Below are 20998 nucleotides of genomic sequence, written 5' to 3' on the forward strand. Positions count from 1 at the left end.
CGACAAGGCTTCCGACCATGCCGACCTTTTTAAGGGCTCTTACTAACACATAACAAAACCACTTCTAGTGGTTCAAGCGTAGCGTCCCAAACCTCCACCTCTGGTGGAGGTCATGACTTTTTCAGATTTTGAAATAGTTATGAGTAATATATTGGTTAGACCTAATTATTATATAAAAAATATTAGATATATGGAAAAATTTATTTGTAAATAAACATTGGGAGTTCTTTATTTTGAATAAGGTTTTGGCATTTGCATGCATTATTGCTTCGCTTGCAGCGAGCCCTTCTTACGCCTGCGTCATGATGGGGATGTCCGATGGTGGTGGAAGCTGTCTGAAGGATTGCGAGGATTATGCAACTTGGGTGTGGCTTTGCCGGATTGGGCAATCAGCGCCACAGCCAGTCTCTGAAAATAAATAATTGACGCTGAGGTGCGGGGGCATCTTGGCATAAAAGTATAGATGGACACTCCGTTTCGGCGGAGTGTCTTGAAGAATAGTAATTAACTCATGTTTTTCACGTTATCGTGATGTAAATGTATAAATCTCCGTAAAGAACACGTTTTACTTTCCGCAAGGGCGATATGTTCGATCCGATCATTGCAATGGCAGGAATTGTATCGGATATTTGGCCAAGGGATGAGTTTTGTTCACTTAAATGCGGAGGACTACATGCGTTTGTTTTTTCTTACGGTTGGTTCTGCGGCAGTTCTCGTCGCCAATATGGGACTGGCTCAGGCCGACGCGATTGCTGATCGTCAGGCTATCATGAAAGATCTGGGTCGTTCGGTGGGCGCAATCGCGCCGGTGGTCAAAGGCGAAAAGCCGTTCGAAGCTGCTGCTGTTCTGGCTGCGCTTGAAAAGATCGACGCCGACGCCAAGAAGCTCGATGTCGATACGCTGTTTCCTGCTGGTTCGGATAAGGGTGATACGGAAGCATCGCCGAAAATCTGGGAAAACAAGGACGATTTCGTCAAGCATGTCGAAAAATTCCGCGACGATGCAGCCGCTGCTGTAGCGGCCAAGCCGCAGGATGTCGATACGCTCAAAACGGCATTCCAGCAGGTTGCCGCCAATTGCGGTTCCTGCCATCAGGCCTTCCGCGTCAAGAAAAACTGATAGGCTTCGATAAAATCGGCAGTTTCGCCTGATGGGTGAGGCTGCCGCAATGGAATGGGTAGGATGGTCCGCAAACTGGCATATGCCGCGGGCGCTGTGCTTGTCATCGGCGCTGCCGCCTTCTGGATTCTGACCACGCCGCAAAAGGTGGACAGCGCGGTTCTGACTTCAATGAAGCCCGGCGATGCTGTCAAAGGCGAGCAGGTTTTCTGGGCGGGTGGTTGCGCATCCTGCCACGCCGCACCCGGCGCTGCGGGCGATGCGCGCAAGGTGCTTGCCGGCGGCTACGAACTGGTCTCGGATTTTGGCACCTTCGTCGTGCCGAATATCTCGCCCTCCGAGCAGGGGATCGGCACCTGGACCATTCAGGATTTTGCCAATGCGATGCTGAAAGGCGTGGGCAAGCAGGGCGAGCACCTCTACCCGTCCTTTCCTTACACCTCCTACGCCCGAATGAAGCCGCAGGATGTAGCTGATCTCTATGCCTATATGAAAACACTGCCCGCATCGGACAATGTCGCAGCACCCCATAAACTCGGCTTTCCGTTTAATATCCGCCGCAGTCTCGGCTTATGGAAGCATCTTTACCTGTCGGATGCCCCGGCAGTTGCCATTGCCGACGCATCGGATCTCGTGAAGCGCGGACAATATCTGACCGAAGCGCTCGGTCATTGCAGCGAGTGCCATACGCCGCGCAATATCATTGGCGGGTTGCAAACCGACCAATGGCTGGCGGGCGCATTGTCGGCGGAGACGGGCAGCGATGGCAAAAAGAGCGTCGTCCCGAATATCACGACGGGCGAAGGCGGCATCGGCGACTGGAGCGAAAAAGACATCGCCTATGCGCTGCAAAGCGGCTTCACACCGGACTTCGATTCGCTTGGCGGATCAATGACCGATGTAGTGTCCAATATGGCGCATCTGACCGAAGCAGACCGCAATGCTATCGCAGCCTATCTGAAAAGCATTCCCCCACATGCGAATGGCTATAAAGCTCAATAGCTGGGTTTAGAGCGCGTTTCGATCTGATTGAATCAGATCGGCGCTCTAATTCTTTGTTTTAACGCGCATCTTTTCTGATCGAAGCAGGATCAGAAATCAGTCCAGTGGACTGATTTTCCTGCGGAGACGTTTCACACTTTTCGGGATGCGCTCTATGCGGTCTTTATTTCTTCCAGCTCCAGTTCTTCGATCATGGTCTGCCGCATGACGAATTTCTGGATTTTTCCGGTAACTGTCATGGGGAATTGATCGACAAAGCGGATATGCGCCGGGATTTTGTAATGGGCGATCCGCTGCTGGCAGAAGCTGACCAGTTCCGCTTCATTCAGACGTCCGTCCTGACTGAGCTTGATCCAGGCGCAGATGACTTCGCCAAACCGGCGGTCAGGGATGCCGAAAATCTGCACATCACTGATGGCTGGATGGGTGAACAGGAACTCTTCAATCTCGCGCGGGTAGATATTCTCGCCGCCGCGAATAATCAGATCCTTGATGCGCCCGACTATGTTGCAATAGCCTTCCGCATCGATGGTGGCGAGATCACCGGTATGCATCCAGCCTGCGTCATCGACAGCGCCTGCCGAGCTTTGCGGATCGTTCCAGTAGCCGCGCATGACACTGTAGCCCCGCGTCAACAGCTCGCCCTTTTCGCCACGTGGCACGATCCGGCCATCTGCATCGACAATCTTGACTTCGAGATGCGGGTGAATGCGGCCAACAGTTGAAACACGCCGTTCCAGCGGGTCGTTGGTAGAACTCTGGAAACTGACGGGGCTCGTTTCCGTCATGCCATAAGCGATGGTGATTTCGCTCTGGTGCATTTCGCTGATCACCCGGCGCATGACTTCGACCGGGCAGGGCGATCCGGCCATAATACCGGTGCGCAGGCTCTGAAGATCGAACTTTGCGAATTCCGGGTGCTCCAGTATGGCGATGAACATGGTCGGCACGCCATGCAGGCCCGTGCATTGTTCATCCTGCACAGTCTGTAAGGTCAGGAGCGGATCGAAACTTTCATTCGGGATCACCATGCAGGCGGCATGGGTCATGCAGGCAAGATTGCCAAGCACCATGCCGAAGCAATGATAGAACGGCACCGGAATGCACAGCCGATCCTGTTCGGTCAGGCGCATGGCTTCGCCAACGAAGAAGCCGTTATTCAGAATATTGTGGTGGGAGAGGGTGGCGCCCTTGGGGCTGCCCGTGGTGCCGCTGGTAAACTGGATATTGATCGGGTCGTCGAATTGCAGATCTTCCGAGAGCTGTTGCAGTTCGTCACGCGCCGCCTCATCGCCCGCAGCGGCAACCGCGTCGAAGTTCATCATGCCATCGGTCTGTTCGTCGCCAAGGCGGATCACGCAGCGCAAGGCTGGCAGGCGCTGCGACACAAGATGGCCGGGTCGGGCGCTATCCAGTTCTGGCACGATAGAGCGCAATATATCGAGATAATTGCTGGTCTTGAGCGATGGCGCGAGGATGAGCGCCGAGCATTCGACCTTGGCAAGCACATATTCCAGTTCATGCGCCCGGTAGGCGGGATTGATATTGACGAGGATCAGGCCCGCTTTGGCCGTGGCAAATTGCGTCAGTATCCATTCGAGATTGTTCGGCGACCAGATGCCAACCCGCTCGCCGGGACGCAGGCCGATGGCGAGAAGACCTGCCGCAAGGGCGTCAACGCGGGCGTTCAGTTCTGCATAGGTCAGGCGGATATTCTGGTGGCGCACGACCACAGCTGGCCGGTCAGGGTGCTGTTCTGCGATGCGGTCGAGATGATTGCCAATCGTATCGCCGATCAGAAACCGGTCACTCGCGCCATGAACATAGCTCGCCTGCTGCATATTCGATCCTCCCAAATCGATTTCAGCCCCCCGATAGTGTTCCGCTCTTTCCCGTTACGCGGCCCGCGTTTATCCTCCGACAATCATATTGCCATTTTATGGTGCTGCCAAAAATTGCAGTTTTTTGGGCGGGATTTATCGCTTGATGCAGCGCGCAACCGTTGCCGGACCGGCATTGGTATATTTGCTCTGCATCGTATAGAGCCAGCCCTTGCACTCGGATATGTTTGTGAAGCAGCGCATGCGATCGACTGGAACGATGCCGTCCATGCTGACCATGGGAGAATCGTCCACACCGCTGAACTGACCGAGAATAATGCCGCTGCCCTTCGGTGGCGCGCTGCAACGCCGCCCCGCATATTCGCTTACATCTTTCCGCACTTGCGCATTCGCGCCCGTGGTGGCGGGCACAAGGGCTGGAAGCGCCAGTGCCAGGCTTGCCAGAAAGGTCACGCATCCGGTTTTCATGGTCCAATCTCCGTGACGATATTCAATATGCAATAGTATAAGTCAGCAATAGTATAGGGCCTTGAAGGCCGAACGTGTAGCTTATTTTAACTTGCTCCAGCGAGGTAAACCCGCTGGAGCGTGATATGCGCTTCAGCTTTCGAAGCCTGAAACCTTGCCAACGACTTTCAGTGCAAAAGCCTGCGTATAGGCGACTTCTTCCAGCCGCGAGAAACGGCCCGAAGCACCCGCATGGCCCGCATCCATATTGATGCGGAACAGCACCGGATGGTCATCCGTTTTCAACTCGCGCAGCTTGGCAACCCATTTCGCTGGTTCCCAATAGGTGACACGGGGATCGGTGAGGCCTGCGACAGCCAGAATGGCCGGATAGGCTTGCGCTTTCACATTGTCGTAAGGCGAATAGGCGGCGATGGTGCGGTAATCCGCTTCCGAGGCAATCGGGTTGCCCCATTCCGGCCACTCCGGCGGGGTGAGCGGCAGCGTATCGTCGAGCATGGTGTTTAGCACATCGACAAACGGCACTTCCGCGATGATCCCACCGAAGGCTTCCGGCGCGAGATTGGCAATCGCACCCATCAGCATGCCGCCTGCCGAGCCGCCATGGGCGACGATGCGGTCATGGCTGGTGAAGCCTTCACCGACCAGATGCTTCGCGGCTGCGATGAAGTCGGTGAAGGTGTTCGTCTTCTTGTCGCGCTTGCCGTTTTCATACCAGGCGAAGCCCTTGTCCTTGCCGCCGCGAATATGCGCGATCGCGTAGACGAAACCGCGATCCACCAGCGACAGGCGCGATGTGCTGAAGCTTGCCGGAATGGTGATGCCATAGGAACCATAGCCGTAGAGCAGGCACGGGGCCGAGCCGTCCAGCTTTGTATCCTTGTGATAGAGGATCGAGACCGGCACCAGTTCGCCGTCGGCTGCGGGCGCGAGGATACGGCGCGTCACATAATCGTCAATGACATGGCCCGATGGCACTTCCTGCGTCTTCAAAAGCGTCCGCTCGCGGGTCCGCATATTGTAGTCGAAAAGCTGTTCCGGCGTCGTCATGGACGAGTAAGAGAAGCGGATGACGTCGGTGTCATATTCGGCGCTGCCATGCAGGCCAAGCGAATAGGCTTCCTCATCGAAGGCAATGGCGTGTTCTTCACCGGTCTTGCGATCCCGGATGACGATCCGCGGCAGGCCGTTATCGCGCTCGATCCAGACGAGGTGATGCTTGTAGGCGGAATGGGACAGGATCAGTCGGCCCGGCTTTTCCGCCACCACTTCCACCCAGTTTTCCGGCTGAGGCGCGGCGGCTGGTGCTTTGCAGATCTTGAAATCCTTGGCGCCATCGGCATTGGTCAGAATGAAGAATTCGTCGCCGCCCGGCGCGATATCGTATTCCGTGCCTGTTTTGCGGGCCATAACGAGTTGCGGCTTGGCCGCCGGATCATTGGCGGGCAGCAGCCAGCATTCCGATGTTTCGTGGTCGTGAATATCGATGAAGATATAGTCGTCCAGCGCGGAGCCGCCGACGCCGAGGAAGAAGCCAGGATCCTGTTCTTCAAAGATCAGCTGGTCCTCGGACTGGTCGCTGCCGATGCGGTGATAAAAGACCTTCGACGGGCGATGGTTTTCATCGAGGCGTGTATAGAAAAAGCCAGCGCTTGCCGCATCCCACGTGCCGCCGCCATTGGTATCGGTGATAATATCCGAAAGCTCGGCCATGGTCGTGAGATCACGAACCTTCAGCTTGTAGAATTCCGATCCCTTGTCGTCATATCCCCAGATCAACAGATTGTGATTGGGGGCGTGGTCCGCCGAAGCAAGCCGGAAATAGGCCTTGCCTTCGCCTTCCTTGTCGCCGTCGAGCAGGATCGTCTCGGTACCGCCGTCGCGCGGCGTGCGGATGAAATAGGGCTGCTCGCCGCCGGTGCGGTAGGAGACGCCATAGGCGTAAGGCCCATCTTTTGAGGGGACGGAGGAATCATCCTCCTTGATACGCCCGCGCATTTCCGCGAAAAGCTCTTTCTGGAGCGCTTCGGTGTTCTGCATCAGGCTTGTCTGATAGGCGTTCTCTGCATCGAGATGCGTGCGGATTTCCGGCGCCAGAACCGACGGGTCCTTGAATACTTCCTGCCAGTTGTCTGCACGAAGCCAGGCGTAGTCGTCTGTGCGGGTAATGCCGTGACGGGTATCCTTATGCGGATGTTTCGGGGCGTGCGGAGGCTGTGGCAGGGAAGAGTTCTCAGGCATTCAAAAATCCAACGAACATTGTTTCAAATTGTTGCGGGTCGCTTTAATGACCCTTTTTAAGGCGGATATTGATGCATATATAGTTTCGAGCACAGCCGAAAGCGAGTTGATTTCAATGAAATATATTTAACTTATGCCTTTTTCACGCCCGATTTCAGAGGCAGTGCTGCAATTGGTGAAATGTGTTTGTTTCGACTCGTCAGAACATAGCAACAAGCAAAAAGCGGTTGTTGAATTTGGTCATACAAATTATGCGTGCCGTACCGAAAGACTATATACGGTTGCTTTATCGGTAATAAACGATGCGCGTCATGATTGAACCAATGAAATTGCCGAGGGCGGACTTCCATGGAAAGGCTTTGTTTTCACTCTTTTTATTTGTGGCGTGAAGAATAATAGGCTATTATTAATGTAGTTTCGCGCAACAATTCTATTGCAAAAGACGATAGCAGTTGTTAAGTGCGGTCATAAATGAGCTAGGCAGAGTTCTGAGATACGCAATCACGACTTCAGATGTGTCATCGATGCCGAAAGTTGCGGAAAAACAAAACGATAAGAAGTAATAAAAGGAAAACCGATGGAAAATCTGGATACGCACGACGAAAGCGCAGAACTGCTTCTGAGCCTGACCGCGGATGTTGTCGCTGCTTATGTTGGCAATAATTCGATTCGTGCGGGCGAGTTGCCGCTGTTGATCGCCGATGTTCATGCCGCCTTCAAGCGTCACGTTGAACGCGAAGAAGCGCCGGTTGTCGTTGAGAAGCCGAAGCCAGCCGTCAATCCGAAGAAGTCGGTTCATGACGACTACATCATCTGCCTCGAAGACGGCAAGAAGTTCAAGTCGCTCAAGCGTCACCTGATGACCCATTACAACATGACCCCGGAACAGTACCGCGAAAAGTGGGATCTCGATCCTAACTATCCGATGGTTGCTCCGAACTATGCCGCCGCTCGTTCGCGTCTGGCAAAGAAGATGGGCCTCGGCCGCAAGCCGAAGGGCGCTTAATCAGCGATCCTCACGGCGCATCGCGAGAACTGTGAAACGGTTCTCGTATAACGATGTGCCGGACTGAAAAATCAGAGCGTGCCCCGATCTGCTACCGGCAGGACAGGGCACGCTCTTTGCGTTTCCGGAGCACATCCCGAAAAGTGTGGAACGCCGCCACCGGGAAGTCAGTCCACCGGACTGATTTCTGATCCTGCTTTGATGAGTTTTCTGTCGCACGATTTATCTTATCCAATCTCGATCCTTTGCTTGTGATTACCGTTTGACGCTGTTGTATGCATGCGTCTTCTTTGACGGTCACTTTTTCGTGTCCCACGCGCCGCGTCGCAAGCGCTGCGCTGGTCTTTGCCTTCAAGCCTGTCGAGTGCCTGTTTCAAGGCGATATGGCGATTGAGATCGTAGCTCCAGTGGCCATTGGTACCCTTGAGGCGCTCACGTTCGATCAGTCGCGTGAGGCGACGTGCAGCGTGCTGTTTTTCCGGCTCTGATGCATGCATCATTCGGTCAATATCGATTCCCGCCATGATTTGCAGGGCCACGCGCTGCATGGCGCTCATCCGGTCTCGCTCCCGTTTGGCGAGAAAGGTTTTGCGGGCCTGTTCCAGCGCTGTTTTCATAAGGCTCATCCTTGTTTGTTGGTGCAAACAGGATGGGCGAATTCCGAATGATGTGGATAATATTCCTACAACCTGAGAACTATGTTTGACGGGCATGCAGGCATTCCGCGTATCATTTGCCTTGGTGAACAGGTTTACGGTTAGGGGAATTCTCTATCGAAAGCAAACACATAGGGGATAGTAGCGGGCTGGCTGTCCTGTCTCCAGAGTCTGAATAGTGAAAAGCGTTCTTTAGCAGCGCCGCTTTGGTCATCCCAAAGTCTATCCCGCAAACTTATCCTCCCTTGCAATTTCCTCATTATAAGAAGATATTCCTATTCAGATGAGGGAAGATGAATGTCTTTGGAACTATCGGATGTCATTCATACACGGGCAGATGCTTTTGAAGCATTGCGGTTGATCGCGGCCCGGCACGGGAGGCCCCTTCTTCTCGACCCGGTTGAAGGAACGACGGATCGCAAGCGGGAGGAGTACAGTGTGCAATTGTGCGAGACGCTGATCGACCTTCTGGTGGCGTCGTTCGGTGTGGATGGCAAGGAGTTGCGTGCGCCAACGCGCTGCCGGCGCAATGTGGCACGTATCCGGCAGATCGGAATGTATGTGGCGCATACATCGTTTGGTCTGGCGATGCGGGAGGTGGCGCTGGGTTTCGCGCGGGATCGCACGACGGTCATGCATGCCTGCCATCTCGTGGAGGATATGCGTGACGATGTCGATTTTGACGCCATCGTGACTGCCTTTGAACGCATTGTGAATTCGGCTTTTTCAACCTGGAGGATGGCGGCATGACCACACAGTTTTCGGCCTCGGAAATGAGAGTGCTGCGCTTCCTGAAGACAGGGGCCTGCGAGATGCAAGACTCGGTTCGTGACACGCATATGCTGCTCGTTGGCGAGCAGGGGTCGATTGCTGTCGCGCGGAGCGAAATAACAGCCATGTGCGGCAAGGGACTGTTGCAGATTGACGGTCAGAAGCTGGCACTTTCCGGCAAGGGGCGCGGGAGCGCGAAATCCATCAGAAAGGCGTCGCACGAACCGGCGCGTATTACCGCTTCCGTCGAAATGGCTCCCGGCGAGACGGTTGAGGTCAATCTGGCGGAATCGCCGCTGGCTATGCTCTATCGGCGCAAGGGCGCGGATGGGAACGCTTTCATTTCGGAGGATGAGTTTCATGCCGGGGAACGCTTGCGGGCTGATTTTACACGGGGTTCGCTGATGCCGTCGATCACATCGCGCTGGGATATCGGCGTTGGTGGCGGTGGACGCGGCGGGGCAGGCGGCATGGCGGAATTGACCGATATTGCGCTTGCCAGCCGGATGCGGGTTGAGCGGGCGCTGGAAGCAGTCGGGCCGGAATTGAACGGTGTGCTGGTTGATGTCTGCTGTTTCCTGAAAGGGCTGGAGCGCGTGGAGCGCGAGCGGCAATGGCCGGTGCGCTCTGGCAAGGTCGTGCTGAAGACGGCCCTTGCCATGCTGCACCGGCATTATAATCCGCCGCGCGAAAGCGACCGCCGCCGGGGCGTGGTGCTGCATTGGGGGGTGGATGGTTACCGCCCGGCAGCGCGGCCTCAAATGCGCTGAGGCCGCACGCGGATCGATCAAACCGCCTTGCCTTTCTTTGCGAGGGAACCTGCGATAATCAGCTTCTGAATATCGCTGGTTCCCTCGTAAATGCGGCAGATGCGGGCATCGCGATAGATGCGTTCGACGGCGAAATCCTTGAGATAACCATAGCCGCCATGAACCTGAATCGCTTCCGAGGCGACTTTTTCGGCAATCTCGGAGGCGAAGAGTTTCGCCATTGCGGCTTCTGTCTTGCAAGGCTGGCCTGCATCGCGCAGCCGGGCGACATAGTGCAGATAGTTGCGCGCTACCTCAATCTGTGTCTGCATTTCCGCCAGCCGGAAGCCAACGGCCTGATGCTCGATGATGGGTTTGCCGAAAGTCTGCCGCTCCAGCGCATAGGCATGAGCGTGGTCGAAGGCCGCCTGCGCCAGCCCAAGCGATTGTGCCGCAATGCCAAGGCGACCGAGTTCCAGCGTGCTCATCGCCAGAGCATAGCCGCCGCCGACTTCGCCCAGCACATGATCATCGGCGACAAACACATCGTCGAGCTGCACCTGGCAGGTTTCCGACGCGGCGAGGCCGAGCTTGTCTTCGATGCGCACGCAGACATAGCCCGGTGCTGTCGGGGAGACCAGAAATGCGGTGATGCGGCGGCGGGGATCGTCGCTCTCGGTTGCCGCAAAAATAATGGCGATATCGGCAGATTTGCCATTCGACATGAACTGTTTTGCGCCGGTGAGACGAAAGCCACCATCGACCCTGACAGCCTTGGTGCGGATCGCAAAGGCATTGGATCCGGCTTCCGGCTCGGTCAGGCCGAAAGCACCGTTAAACCGGCCTTCCGCCAGCGGACGAAGATAAAGTTCCTTCTGCCGGTCGCTCCCATGCACGCGCAAGGGTGTCGAAATGAGACCGTTGTGCAGCGCCATCATCGCGCCGATACTGCCATCAGCGGCGGCGACTTCTTCCAGCGCCAGCACATAGCTCAGATGGTCGGTTGCAACGCCGCCCCATTCCTCGGCAACAAGCATGCCGAGAAAGCCCAACGCCCCCAGTTCCTGCATCTCGGTGCGCGGGAAATAGTGGTGCTCACGGTCGCGCATGGCTGCGGTCGGGGCCAGTTTTTCACGGGCGTAGCTGCGCGCACTGTCGCGGATCATCCGTTGTTCGTCGGTCAGCAGGCAATCATGCGTCATGGTTGGTTTCCTTCAAAAGCGGCTGCGGTTGCAGTGTCAGGCCGTGCAACACGCCGTCGCGCACAAGGCTTTCGATATCCGCGGCAGAGAGTTCCAGTTTTTCATGCAATATTTCAGCAGCATGCGCTCCCAGCGCGGGCGGCGGTGTCGGGGCGGGGCAATCCATGCCGGAGAACTTGGCCGGCTGGCGCAGAACGCGAACCGGGCCGTTCGGAGAGGTGACTTCCGGCAACAGCCCACGTGCACGCACCTGTTCGCTGCCGGTCGCATCGGAAACGGAAAGCACCGGCGAGCATGGCACGTCATGAGCCTGCAAGGCGTCGATCACCTGTTCGACATGCAGGGCCGTGCTCCACGTCTCGATGATGGTCTTCAGTTCGGCGTGGTTGTCGTTGCGCGCGGTCGCCGTGGAAAAACGGTCGTCGGTCGCAAGCAGCGGTTGGCCGAGAGCCTCCGCCAGACCGGCAAACTGTTTCGCACTCAAAACGGCAATCGTCAGATATCCGTCCGCTGCCGCAAAGACGCCGAAAGGCGCGCTCAGCGGATGGCGGTTTCCTACCCGCTTCGGCGACTTACTGCCATAAAGCTGCTGGGTCAGTGCCGCAGGCAGAAGATTGAACAGGCAATCATACATGGCCACATCGACAAACTGGCCCTTGCCGGTGCGTTCGCGGGCAAGAAGTGCGGCCAGCGCCGACCAGGACGCAAAAAGCCCGGCTGTCAGGTCAGCAACGGATTCGCCGGTCATCATCGGCGGTCCATCCGGTTCACCGGAAATATCCATGAAACCGGTCACAGCCTGCACGACGAGATCATATGCAGGCAGATTGCCCATCGGGCTTTGCTGGCCGAAGCCGGAAATCGCGACATGGATCAGTCGCGGATTGTCTTTGGCAAGCTCGGCATACCCGAGCCCCAGCCGGTCCATCACGCCGGGGCGGAAATTTTCCACGATGATATCGGCATTCCTTGCCAGCTCGCGAACGATGTGCCGCCCGCGTTCCTTGCGCAGATCAATGGAGATGCTTTTCTTGTTGCGGTTCATCAGCAGGAACAGCCCGCCGCCATCGGCTGTGCCGGGCGTGATATGGCGATAGTCGTCGCCTTCCGGGCTTTCGATCTTGATGACTTCCGCACCAAGGTCGCCAAGCAAGGCAGTGCAGAACGGCCCGGCCAGAACGCGCGTGAAGTCCAGAACGCGAATTCCGTCGAGGCACGGAGCCCTTTCGTTGAACATGTTCTTATCCCCTTATTGTTTAATTTGAGGGGAGGCTAAACGCAGTTCAGTATCGGAAAAAGAATTGAAATCGAGCAGTCATTATAGGAAAATCCTTTAATGATATCGTTTCGCCAACTCCACTATTTCGTCACTTCCGCCGAGGCTGGCAGCGCGACGGGTGCTGCCGAAAAGCTCAATGTTTCTCAGCCCTCCATATCGGCGGCAATCCGCGATCTGGAACACGATCTGGGACAACCGCTTTTCGAGCGGCGGCAGGCCAAGGGACTGGAACTGACGCCTTTCGGCAGCCGCAAGCTGCAAGAGGCGCGGCTCCTTCTGGCTGGCGCTGAAGACTTCGCCGTATCGGGTAAGGGCGAGGGCGCGGCGCGGCTGACGCTTGGCTATTTCAGCACGCTGGGGCCGGTTTGTATTCCGGGGATATTGGGCCATTTGAAACAGGTGTTTCCCGATATGCGCGTAAAGCTGCGCGAGTTCGATCTTGAGGGCATGGCGCGGGCGCTGGATAAAGGCATCGTCGATCTCGGCATCACCTATGATGTGGGTCTGACGGAGACGGTCGCATGGGAAACCATGCTGTCTTATGCGCCGCATGCGGTGGTGCCGCCGGACAGTCCGCTGGCTGCAAAGAAGAGCGTGACCCTGGCCGAACTTGCGCGCTATCCGTTCATCCTTGTCGATCTGCCGCTCAGCCGCGAATTTCTGCTGGTGCCGTTCTGGCAGCAGGGTCTGTCGCCAAATATCGCGCTGCGAACCACATCCGTGGAGATGGTGCGCGGTATGGTGGCGAATGGCCTCGGCGTGTCGCTGCTTTTCACGCGGCCCGGCCATGATTTCAGCCATGACGGGCGAAAAGTCGTGTGCCTGCCCATCGAAGATGAAACGCTGCGCCAGCGTCTGGTGCTGGCCTATCCGTCCGGTGGGCCAGCCACGCTAACGGCGCAAGAGGCCATGCCCGTAATCCGCGACTGTTTTGCCGCACGATCATTTCAGGCGGGGCCGGATAGCTCCGATTGACAGTGACTGGATGCCACCTTATCGCAAGGGCAAAGCCGGTGCGATCTGGTGGAAAAATTGGGGAGAATTTGCATGTCGTCGAATGTCCGGGATCGGCTGGAAACTGTGCTGGCGCGGCTTGAAGCCCGCAGCGATCGTGAGCATGTTTTCAGCAAGATTTATGCGGAGCGGGCGCGGGCGGAAGCAGATGCTGCCGATGCGCGCCTTCGGACGGGGCAGGCCCTTGGTCCGCTGGATGGCCGCATTGTTTCCATCAAGGATCTCTTCGACGTTGCAGGCGAGCCGACGCTGTCCGGGTCGGTGGTTCGGCGCACCGCCGCGCCTGCGGTCAGGGATGCGACGATCGTGCAACGCCTGCGCGATGCGGGCGCGGTGATCGACGGCAAAACGCATATGACCGAATTTGCGTTCACGCCGGTTGGTCTCAATCCGCATTATGGCGAGCCGGGCAATGCCGTCGATCCGACGCGCATTCCGGGCGGTTCGTCGTCCGGCGCGGCGGTTTCGGCGGCTGAAGGCACCAGCGAAATCGCCATCGGGTCGGATACGGGCGGTTCGGTGCGCATTCCAGCCGCATTGAACGGCATTGTCGGTTTCAAGCCGACGGCGCGGCGCATTCCGCTGGATGGTGCATTTCCACTGGCGCCGTCGCTCGATTCCATTGGGCCGCTCACCAGGACGGTTGCAGATGCCATTTTGACCGATGCCGTAATGGCGGGCGAAGCACCGGTCCTGCCGGATGCGGTGCCGCTGTCCAATCTGCGGATCGCCGTGCCGAGGGGCTATCTTCTGGACGCGATGGAACCGGATGTGGCTGCGCATTTTCAAGCGTCGCTGGCAACGCTTGAAAAGGCAGGCGTGACGCTTGTCGATATCATGCTGGATGATCTGATCCAGCGCTGGCGTGAGGCAAGCACGTCCGGATCGATTGTCGGCATTGAGGCAAGCCGCATCCATGCCGACACATGGCTGCGCGACCCCGACGCCAATGTCGATCTGCGCGTGAAGCGTCCGCTATCGGTGCGCCTGCAAGTGCCGGACGAGACCTATCAAGCCATGGTGGCAACCCGAAATCAGCTGATCCGCGAGATGGATGAGCGGTTGCGCGGCTTCGATGCATTCGCCACGCCTGCCACGCCGATCGTTGCGCCGACGATTGCTTCGGTCAGCCACGACGAAGATGAATATGACCGTGTGGAAGGATTGACGCTGCGCGATACACAGGTCGGCAACCAGTTCGACCTGTGCAGCATCACGCTGCCGATGCCGGGCATGAAGCTGCCAACAGGCCTGATGCTGACCGCACGCGGCGGCACCGACAAGCATCTGCTCGCACTCGCTCTGTCGGTGGAAGCTTTGTTAAGCTGAGAGTTTCGCCGCTTCCGCTTCGCGGCGGATGCGGGCGACCATGGCACGCAGGCCGTTTGAACGCTGCGGCGTGAGATGTTCGTCGAGGCCGAGCGTCTTCAACACACTTTCCGGTTCAATGGCGAGGATTTCCGAAGCGCGTTTGCCGGAATAGAGCGCGAGGACGATTGCAACGAGACCGCGCACGATATGGGCATCGGAATCACCCAGAAATTCGATCACCGGGTCCGTGCCGGTCTGCGGCATCGTCTTGAGCCACACCTGACTGACGCAGCCCTGAACCTTATGTTCCGCATCGCGGGCATCGTCGGGATAGGGTGACAATTCCTTGCCGAGATCGATGACATAGCGATAGCGATCTTCCCAGTCGTCGAGAAATTCGAAGTCGGACATGATGCTATCGATTGTGGTCGTCATGATACTCGCCTGAAATGCCGTCTTTGCGGTGTTGTGCCGCTTATATAGTCATGAATGGCGGCAAGGTCACGGGAAAGATCACTGTTTTGCAGGGATCGCGCCTGTGGTCCGGCGATCCAGCGCCCGCAAGGCTGCCGCACGCGAGGTCGGGATCGGGATGTTGCTCAAACCGGCGGGTTGAGGGGCGCTCTGCCCGGACAGAATTTCGGAGACCGTCATTTCGGGCTTTTCAACTTCGGCTTTGGGCTGTGCATCAACAGGCGTTTCCTTTTTGTTGCCGAAACGCTGGCTCAGATAATCGAGCATCTGGCCGCTGCCCTTGAGCAAACCGCTGCCAGCACTGGAAATCAGCGATGTGCCATTCTCGCAGAAACTTGGATTGTCCACGCAAAGCTTGCCGATCTCAATGGCCGTTTTGCCATTGGCCAAAAGCTGATCCACGGTGCTCCGCTCACCATTCGCAGCGCCTTGCGCCTCGCCACGTGTCTGGGACACTGCGGCAGGCTTGTCGGCGCTGTTATTTTCCTGTTCCGCTGGGAAAAAGCGCGGCATCACAATGAATGCCAGCGATAGCCAGAATACGGATTTGATGAGGAAACGGATCATGGCCTTGTTGCTGTGGCGCGCCTTTAATTAATCGAACAATGTCGCCAATGTCCGATGAAATCGAAAAGATTCCGTAACCGCGCGATTCGCAATTCTGTGATCTGCGGGACGAGAGGCGGAAGATTGTGCCATCTTCGCGCTTTCGTACAAGCAATCGCTACCCTCTGTTTACCATAGGTCGAAAAGCACGGCCCTGATGATGCTTATCTGCATTCAAGGGCATCGTTTTATCGTTTCCTTAAAGCCTCACCTGCAATCTGAACATCGTCGGGAATGTTCCTCTCGGATGTTCCGGGCCGATGAGTATGTGTATGAGTTTGAGTGAGTAGGGCACGTTGAACGCCATTCTTTTGAAAGCAGCTAAGACCGTTCGCACTGGCGTGCAGACGCTCGGCCGTTTTTACGAACGTTTCTGCCGCCGCTGGGTGATCAAGCCCGATGCGACGGCCATGCGCGTTGTCGGCTCGGTCATTGCCGTGCCGGTGCTGCTTATCGCTGCCGTGCTGGCTTCCGGCCTTGCGTCTGGCCCGACCGAATTTGCCATTCTCGCTGCCAGCTTTGCCGGTGTGGCGATGATTTTCTGCGCTCTCTCACTGATGGGATTGAGCGCTGCCATCCTCGGAACATTGAATTTCGCCGCCTATGGCGCTGGACTTGCCACGATTGGCATGGTCTCCAGCAGCGATGCCGCCTTGTGGCTGATGGCGGCTGCCTTGCCGCTGGAAATCTGGCTTGTCAGCCGCAAGCCAGCCGCCGCAATCGCTGGTGCCGCTGCGGCCCTTGCCATTGTCAGCGCTTTTGCGATGACGAGCGGCGGTGTGATTGCCGGTGGTTCGCTGGCATCCGTCACAGTGCTGGTTCTTTATGCCGCAAGCCTTGTTGCACGCAGCGTCGGTCTGGCCGTGAAGCCGCAGCATAGCGAAGCGGTAGTACGCCAAGTCGCTGTTGCCGAAGGCGACGTGCAGTTCGTGCTCGATGCAGAAGGCGTCATCGCATCTGTGGGCAACAAGACTGCAAAGCTTCTTGGCATGCAGCCAAAAATGCTGGAGGCGACCGCGCTGGTCGATCGCGTCCATGTGGCCGACCGCGTGCACTATCTTTCGCTTCTGGCTGATCTGCGTTCGGGCATTGCGTCTCGTTGTGTCGATATCCGTTTGCGCTCCATCGAAGCTGGCAACCCGGTTTTCCGCGCCTATCGTCTGGAAGGCCTGACTGCCGCTGGCGTAATCACGCTGGTGGGTCGGTCACTGGAAGGCGAACAGAAGCTTCTGGATGAAATCGCAACCTTGAAGGCCGAACTGGAATCGGAGCGCGTGGGCAAGGGCCGTCTGCTTGCTTCGGTCAGCCATGAACTGCGCACACCGCTCAATTCCATTATCGGTTTCTCCGACATGCTTTCGCATGGGGTGGGTGGTCAGCTCGCCAATGAAAAGCATCGTGAATATGCCGGTCTGATCCATCAGTCGGGGCATTATCTGCTGGAACTGGTAAATGCGGTTCTCGACAGTTCGCGTCTGGAGACCGGCACTTACGGTATTGCGCCGCAGAGCTTTGTCTTCCGCGACGCGGTAGAAATGTGCACCTCCGTGCTGCTGCCGCAGGCGGAAAAGAAGGGCGTTGCCTTCTGCCACCGCGTTGGCGCTGGCGTTGGCGAACTGACGGCTGACCGCCGCGCAGTGCAGCAGATTCTTCTCAATCTGGCAGCCAATGCCGTGAAGTTCACCGAGACCGGCGGTTGCGTCACCATCGACGCAGCGCGGGTGGTGGCTGACGGTCGCGCCATGCTGGAAATTAGCGTTTCGGACACCGGCATCGGCATCGAGCCGGAAGACTTGCAGCGCATCGGCATGCCTTTTGTGCGCGCCGACAACAGTTATACGCGCGCGCAGGAAGGAAGCGGCCTTGGACTATCCGTGGTCAAGGGCCTTGTGGAATTGCATCAGGGATCGATGAACCTCAAGAGCTGTCCCGGCGAAGGCACGGTCGTCACGATCCGCCTTCCGGTGGCAGGGCCGCAATATCTCGCGGGAGATGACGAACAACAGGAACTTGGCACGGTGATCGATATGCACCGTCACCAGGGAGAAAGGCGCAATGACTGGCAGAACGACGAAGACCGGGAGCAGAACCCAGAGCGGGTCGCAGAGCAGATCCACACGCAGACCCGCAAAACAGCGTAGTCTGGGGGCGCGGCTCCTTAAATTCTTCTTCAACTCGGCCTCGGCACTGGCCATCGTTGCCGGTGACTTTGTCGTGCGCAATCCGGTTCTGACTGGTGGGGCGACGGCTTTTCTCGTGGTGATGAGTTTCGTTTCCGCAAATGCGCTCTGGTATCAGCCAGAGGCGCACAATGCCGTTTTCTTCCGCACAAGACCTGATTTCGTTTTCAAGCCGACGCCGCGCGCGGTTCTGCCCGGCAGCGCTGCCGCCAGTCAGCCGGAAGCAAAGCCCGTCGAAACGGCAACGGTCGAACCGCAGCCTGCCGGCAATACGACCGCGCAAGGCGTGAACGATGCCGACCTGTCGGCAGATCGCATGCATGTCACTGCAACAGACGACATGCTGCCCGCACTTGCGCCGAATGCCGATCTGGAGATCGCCCGCCTGCAGCAGCGTCTTTCCATGCTGGGCGTCTATAAAGGTCCTGTCGATGGCTTTACCGGCCCGCAGACCCGCGAGGCTGTGGATCGCTGGCGCGCTTTGCAGCAGAAGCTCGGCGTGCAGCAGGCCAGTGTTCCAGCACAGGTCGAAAGCCCGGCGCCTGCGCAACAGGATGATGTCGCCAAGGCTATCGAAGTGGTGGCTGTGCCGACGCCGCGTCCGCAATTATCTGCGCAACCGGCTGTGTTGAAAAACGAGACGCCTGCAAAGACGAAGCCTGATCTTGCCGCCTATCAAAAGCCGGTTCAGAAGAAGGAACCGGCTGGCGCACCGGCAGGCCCGGCAGAAAAAGTCTCATCGCAGGATATCATCCGCGTGCAGGCCGGGTTGAAGGCTTTCGGCAATGATATGGTGCCGGTCAATGGTCAGCCGGGCAAGGCGACGGAATCCGCGATTCGTGAGTTCCAGAAACTGTTCGGCATGCGTCAGACCGGCGAAATCGATTCCACGCTCATCGCCAAGATGCGTGAAATCGGGCTCATCAGCTAGAAGCATTTCCAGCAAAAGTGCGAAGCGGTTTTGCGTCGGATAATGCGTAAGAAAAAAGTATTTACGCGACCATGCGACTGACATCGGATTTCTGGGTTTCAGCATTGATCCGCCGGGTGCAGGGTGAGGGCGGCTTTGCCTATCTTGCCCGCCGCGGATCGACGGAAGCGGGCGCGATCTTCATCAAGGTCAGCTCGCGTTTCGGCACGTGCGATCTCTATTCGCCTGCGCCGCAGACGTCCTATGAGGAAGACAATGATGGCGAGCGCAAGTTCTTGCGCATTCTGCACGATGCCGATGACATGACAGCTGGTGACAGGATGCAGCGGGAAATCCGCTTTGATCCTGACCTGTGGCTGGTCGAACTGGAAGATGTGGCTGATGCGTCTCTGTTCTTCGCCATCGCGCAGGACGGCGAGACTTTCTAACTTTACTTGACGATCCTGTTATCCGCAGCCGGTGCATCGCTATTGGCGGCATCCGCCAGCGGTTCGTCATCATCGGCCATTTCGCGCAGTTTGCTGCGCAGCATGGCCGACATGTCTTCGGCTTTCCAGCGGCGCACGAGCGCCATGGCTTTTTCCCGATCGATGGACCGGTAGATATGCACAAACTCGCGCAGGCCGTCGCGGTCTGTGTCAATGGTGCCAAGAACGGCGGTCATCACCAGAAAGCATTCGGCGGCTGGAAGGCCAAGCGCCTTCAGCGCGATAGGCAGGTGTGATTCCGGCCATTTTCCGATAACGGCATCGGCGCGCTCAAACGACAGATCAAGCGCATCGGCAAGCGCGTTGCGGAAAAACTGGCTGTCGATCAAAAGCGAGGTTTCGATCAGCCGGTCGGAACCGAGCAGCGTTCCCGCATTGAAGAATGGCTGTTGCAGCGCACGCGCCAGACGTTCCGAACTGCCGCCGCTCATCAAAGGCGCTTTGGCTGCCGACAGATCGGGTATTTGCGGCTTTTCAAGCGGCTCGGCTTCGATGTTCGCGAGGTTGTCTTGCAGCGTCAGTGTGCGGTCGATCACCGGATCGGCAAAGCTGCGCAGCACACCTTGCAGCAGAATATCGCCGGACTGGCGACGGGCAATGGCGCGGGCATGGGCAAGCCCATGTTGGCCGATGAGATCGATCAGGTCGCCCGGACGCAGCAACGGCGAGCGCAAGAGAATGGGGGCGGAGATTTCCACCGGCTCGGCGGCAAGTGCCAGCACGACGCGGCGCGGCGCTTCTTCCAGCTGGGCGAGGGCATTGGCCGCGTGACGTTTGCCGCGCGTGGTCGCGCATTGCAGTAGCGGCATCACCAGATCTTCGAGCTGCTGCATGTCCTGACGACCGGGGCGCGTGATACCGGCAAACGCAGAAATAGCGGCCGCCAAAAGGTCGTCCGCCTTGCTCCCCGCTTTTGAATTCGACGGGCTCCGGTTGCCTGAAATTTCCTCCAGGGCGCGGAACTGATCATTTGTCACGCAGAATACTCCGGTAGGCATACACTCGCTGCCATCAAAGGTCCCCGCAATGGCCAGCACACCGGATAATAGGCACGAAGCCTTAGCAACTCATTAACCGTGCCGTAGAAGATTTGGGATCGCCGGAGGCGTGTTCAGTTGCCCTCGAAGGGCGTGCACTGGGCATCGTCGAAGAAGCGTTGCACTTCTGCCTTCCAGGTCGCATCCGGCATGAAGACACGCAGAACAGCGGCACCCTCGCCAATATTCTGCTCGACCGCCAGAGACTGCGCATCGATCTGCGAACCGTCCGCCTTGAGGCTCGCCATGCCGACAGGGTCAGCGATGATGAGATCAAGCTTGCGCTCATTGGAGACGTTATCGTTGATGCTGTAGAGATTGTCGCCATTCGGCGCATAAATCGACAAGGACCAGTAGGGTACAATGCCGGTGGTGGTCATATGAACCGGACCGTCGGCGAGATCGAAGCGGCAGGTGGCTTCCTTGACCAACGGGTCCCGATCGCTGACCGGGCCTTTCTTTTCATCAAGCGCGAAAAAGCGATAGGGTGTCGTCGCATTTTCGATGCGCGCCCAGGCATTCGTATCCGAGTAAACCGGAACGAGGAACAGCACGCAGATGTGGACGATGGCCGCGCCGACGAGACCAAGCAGGATGAGGCGGAGGAAACTACCCATGATTG

At 57.4% G+C, this 20998-nt stretch carries 19 protein-coding genes and 1 pseudogene; 10 read left to right on the forward strand and 10 right to left on the reverse strand.

The window, feature by feature from the left end; genetic code table 11:
• The first annotated feature begins 673 nt into the window (after nt 1-673).
• Both FGI60_RS13885 and FGI60_RS13890 read left to right on the forward strand, forming a co-directional pair.
• Entirely contained in the window at nt 674-1120 is a 447-nt protein-coding gene (locus tag FGI60_RS13885; protein ID WP_138785713.1) for a c-type cytochrome, read from the forward strand.
• A 63-nt stretch (nt 1121-1183) separates the two neighbouring features.
• Complete coding sequence (locus FGI60_RS13890) at nt 1184-2122, forward strand: cytochrome c (RefSeq protein WP_138785714.1); 939 nt, start codon at nt 1184-1186, stop codon at nt 2120-2122.
• Between the two features lie 152 nt (nt 2123-2274).
• Here FGI60_RS13890 and FGI60_RS13895 read toward each other — a convergent pair whose 3' ends face one another.
• The 3 genes from FGI60_RS13895 to FGI60_RS13905 all read right to left on the reverse strand — a co-directional run bounded on the left by FGI60_RS13895 (nt 2275) and on the right by FGI60_RS13905 (nt 6672).
• Nucleotides 2275-3963 carry an AMP-binding protein gene (locus FGI60_RS13895; protein WP_138785715.1) on the reverse strand — a complete coding sequence of 563 codons (1689 nt, stop codon included), beginning with the start codon at nt 3961-3963 and terminating at the stop codon, nt 2275-2277.
• 135 nt (nt 3964-4098) lie between these two features.
• The gene (locus tag FGI60_RS13900) at nt 4099-4431 is read right to left on the reverse strand and encodes a metallophosphoesterase (RefSeq protein ID WP_138785716.1); all 333 of its coding nucleotides are present in this window, start codon (nt 4429-4431) and stop codon (nt 4099-4101) included.
• Nucleotides 4432-4563: 132 nt separating this feature from the next.
• Nucleotides 4564-6672, reverse strand: a complete 2109-nt coding sequence (locus FGI60_RS13905) for a S9 family peptidase (protein WP_138785717.1) — start codon at nt 6670-6672, stop codon at nt 4564-4566.
• Between the two features lie 577 nt (nt 6673-7249).
• Here FGI60_RS13905 and FGI60_RS13910 point away from each other — a divergent pair.
• On the forward strand, nt 7250-7678 hold the full coding sequence (locus tag FGI60_RS13910; RefSeq protein WP_109368585.1) for a MucR family transcriptional regulator: 429 nt from the start codon (nt 7250-7252) through the stop codon (nt 7676-7678).
• A gap of 335 nt (nt 7679-8013) precedes the next feature.
• Here the strand turns inward: FGI60_RS13910 and FGI60_RS13915 are convergent.
• Nucleotides 8014-8295, reverse strand: a pseudogene (locus tag FGI60_RS13915) (cytoplasmic protein); the annotation flags it as partial.
• Between the two features lie 342 nt (nt 8296-8637).
• On the opposite strand from FGI60_RS13915, the gene FGI60_RS13920 reads away from it, so the two are divergent.
• Together FGI60_RS13920 and FGI60_RS13925 are read left to right on the forward strand one after the other, a co-directional pair.
• The gene (locus FGI60_RS13920) at nt 8638-9084 is read left to right on the forward strand and encodes a helix-turn-helix domain-containing protein (protein ID WP_138785915.1); all 447 of its coding nucleotides are present in this window, start codon (nt 8638-8640) and stop codon (nt 9082-9084) included.
• Entirely contained in the window at nt 9081-9875 is a 795-nt protein-coding gene (locus FGI60_RS13925) for a DUF6456 domain-containing protein (RefSeq protein ID WP_138785718.1), read from the forward strand. Before FGI60_RS13920 ends, FGI60_RS13925 begins: the two co-directional genes overlap by 4 nt.
• Before the next feature lie 17 nt (nt 9876-9892).
• On the opposite strand, the gene FGI60_RS13930 is transcribed toward FGI60_RS13925, so the two are convergent.
• Nucleotides 9893-11056, reverse strand: coding sequence for an acyl-CoA dehydrogenase family protein (locus FGI60_RS13930; protein ID WP_138785719.1), 1164 nt, complete (start codon nt 11054-11056; stop codon nt 9893-9895).
• Nucleotides 11046-12293, reverse strand: a complete 1248-nt coding sequence (locus FGI60_RS13935) for a CaiB/BaiF CoA transferase family protein (RefSeq protein ID WP_138785720.1) — start codon at nt 12291-12293, stop codon at nt 11046-11048. Before FGI60_RS13935 ends, FGI60_RS13930 begins: the two co-directional genes overlap by 11 nt.
• Before the next feature lie 99 nt (nt 12294-12392).
• Between FGI60_RS13935 and FGI60_RS13940 the strand changes: the two genes are divergently transcribed.
• Together FGI60_RS13940 and FGI60_RS13945 are read left to right on the forward strand one after the other, a co-directional pair.
• The gene (locus FGI60_RS13940; protein WP_138785721.1) at nt 12393-13310 is read left to right on the forward strand and encodes a LysR family transcriptional regulator; all 918 of its coding nucleotides are present in this window, start codon (nt 12393-12395) and stop codon (nt 13308-13310) included.
• A gap of 72 nt (nt 13311-13382) precedes the next feature.
• A complete protein-coding gene (locus FGI60_RS13945; RefSeq protein ID WP_138785722.1) occupies nt 13383-14678 on the forward strand; it encodes an amidase in 1296 nt (431 codons plus the stop codon).
• Here FGI60_RS13945 and FGI60_RS13950 read toward each other — a convergent pair.
• Both FGI60_RS13950 and FGI60_RS13955 read right to left on the reverse strand, forming a co-directional pair.
• Nucleotides 14670-15095 (reverse strand): SufE family protein, encoded by a 426-nt coding sequence (locus tag FGI60_RS13950; RefSeq protein ID WP_138785723.1) that lies wholly within the window; start codon nt 15093-15095, stop codon nt 14670-14672. The two genes, FGI60_RS13945 and FGI60_RS13950, sit on opposite strands and share 9 nt — an antisense overlap.
• Before the next feature lie 78 nt (nt 15096-15173).
• Entirely contained in the window at nt 15174-15701 is a 528-nt protein-coding gene (locus FGI60_RS13955) for a hypothetical protein (protein ID WP_138785724.1), read from the reverse strand.
• A gap of 335 nt (nt 15702-16036) precedes the next feature.
• On the opposite strand from FGI60_RS13955, the gene FGI60_RS13960 reads away from it, so the two are divergent.
• The 3 genes from FGI60_RS13960 to FGI60_RS13970 all read left to right on the forward strand — a co-directional run bounded on the left by FGI60_RS13960 (nt 16037) and on the right by FGI60_RS13970 (nt 19279).
• Nucleotides 16037-17881: a sensor histidine kinase gene (locus FGI60_RS13960; RefSeq protein ID WP_138785725.1), complete on the forward strand. Its 1845-nt coding sequence runs from the start codon at nt 16037-16039 to the stop codon at nt 17879-17881.
• Entirely contained in the window at nt 17796-18851 is a 1056-nt protein-coding gene (locus FGI60_RS13965) for a peptidoglycan-binding domain-containing protein (protein WP_138785726.1), read from the forward strand. Before FGI60_RS13960 ends, FGI60_RS13965 begins: the two co-directional genes overlap by 86 nt.
• Nucleotides 18852-18922: 71 nt before the next feature.
• Nucleotides 18923-19279 (forward strand): DUF1491 family protein, encoded by a 357-nt coding sequence (locus FGI60_RS13970; protein ID WP_138785727.1) that lies wholly within the window; start codon nt 18923-18925, stop codon nt 19277-19279.
• Between the two features lie 2 nt (nt 19280-19281).
• On the opposite strand, the gene FGI60_RS13975 is transcribed toward FGI60_RS13970, so the two are convergent.
• Together FGI60_RS13975 and FGI60_RS13980 are read right to left on the reverse strand one after the other, a co-directional pair.
• On the reverse strand, nt 19282-20316 hold the full coding sequence (locus FGI60_RS13975) for a DUF2336 domain-containing protein (protein ID WP_138785728.1): 1035 nt from the start codon (nt 20314-20316) through the stop codon (nt 19282-19284).
• A 134-nt stretch (nt 20317-20450) separates the two neighbouring features.
• A complete protein-coding gene (locus FGI60_RS13980) occupies nt 20451-20993 on the reverse strand; it encodes a DUF1254 domain-containing protein (protein ID WP_138785729.1) in 543 nt (180 codons plus the stop codon).
• Nucleotides 20994-20998 lie beyond the last annotated feature (5 nt).

Source organism: Brucella haematophila (assembly GCF_005938105.1).
In the GTDB taxonomy this organism is placed as follows: domain Bacteria; phylum Pseudomonadota; class Alphaproteobacteria; order Rhizobiales; family Rhizobiaceae; genus Brucella; species Brucella haematophila.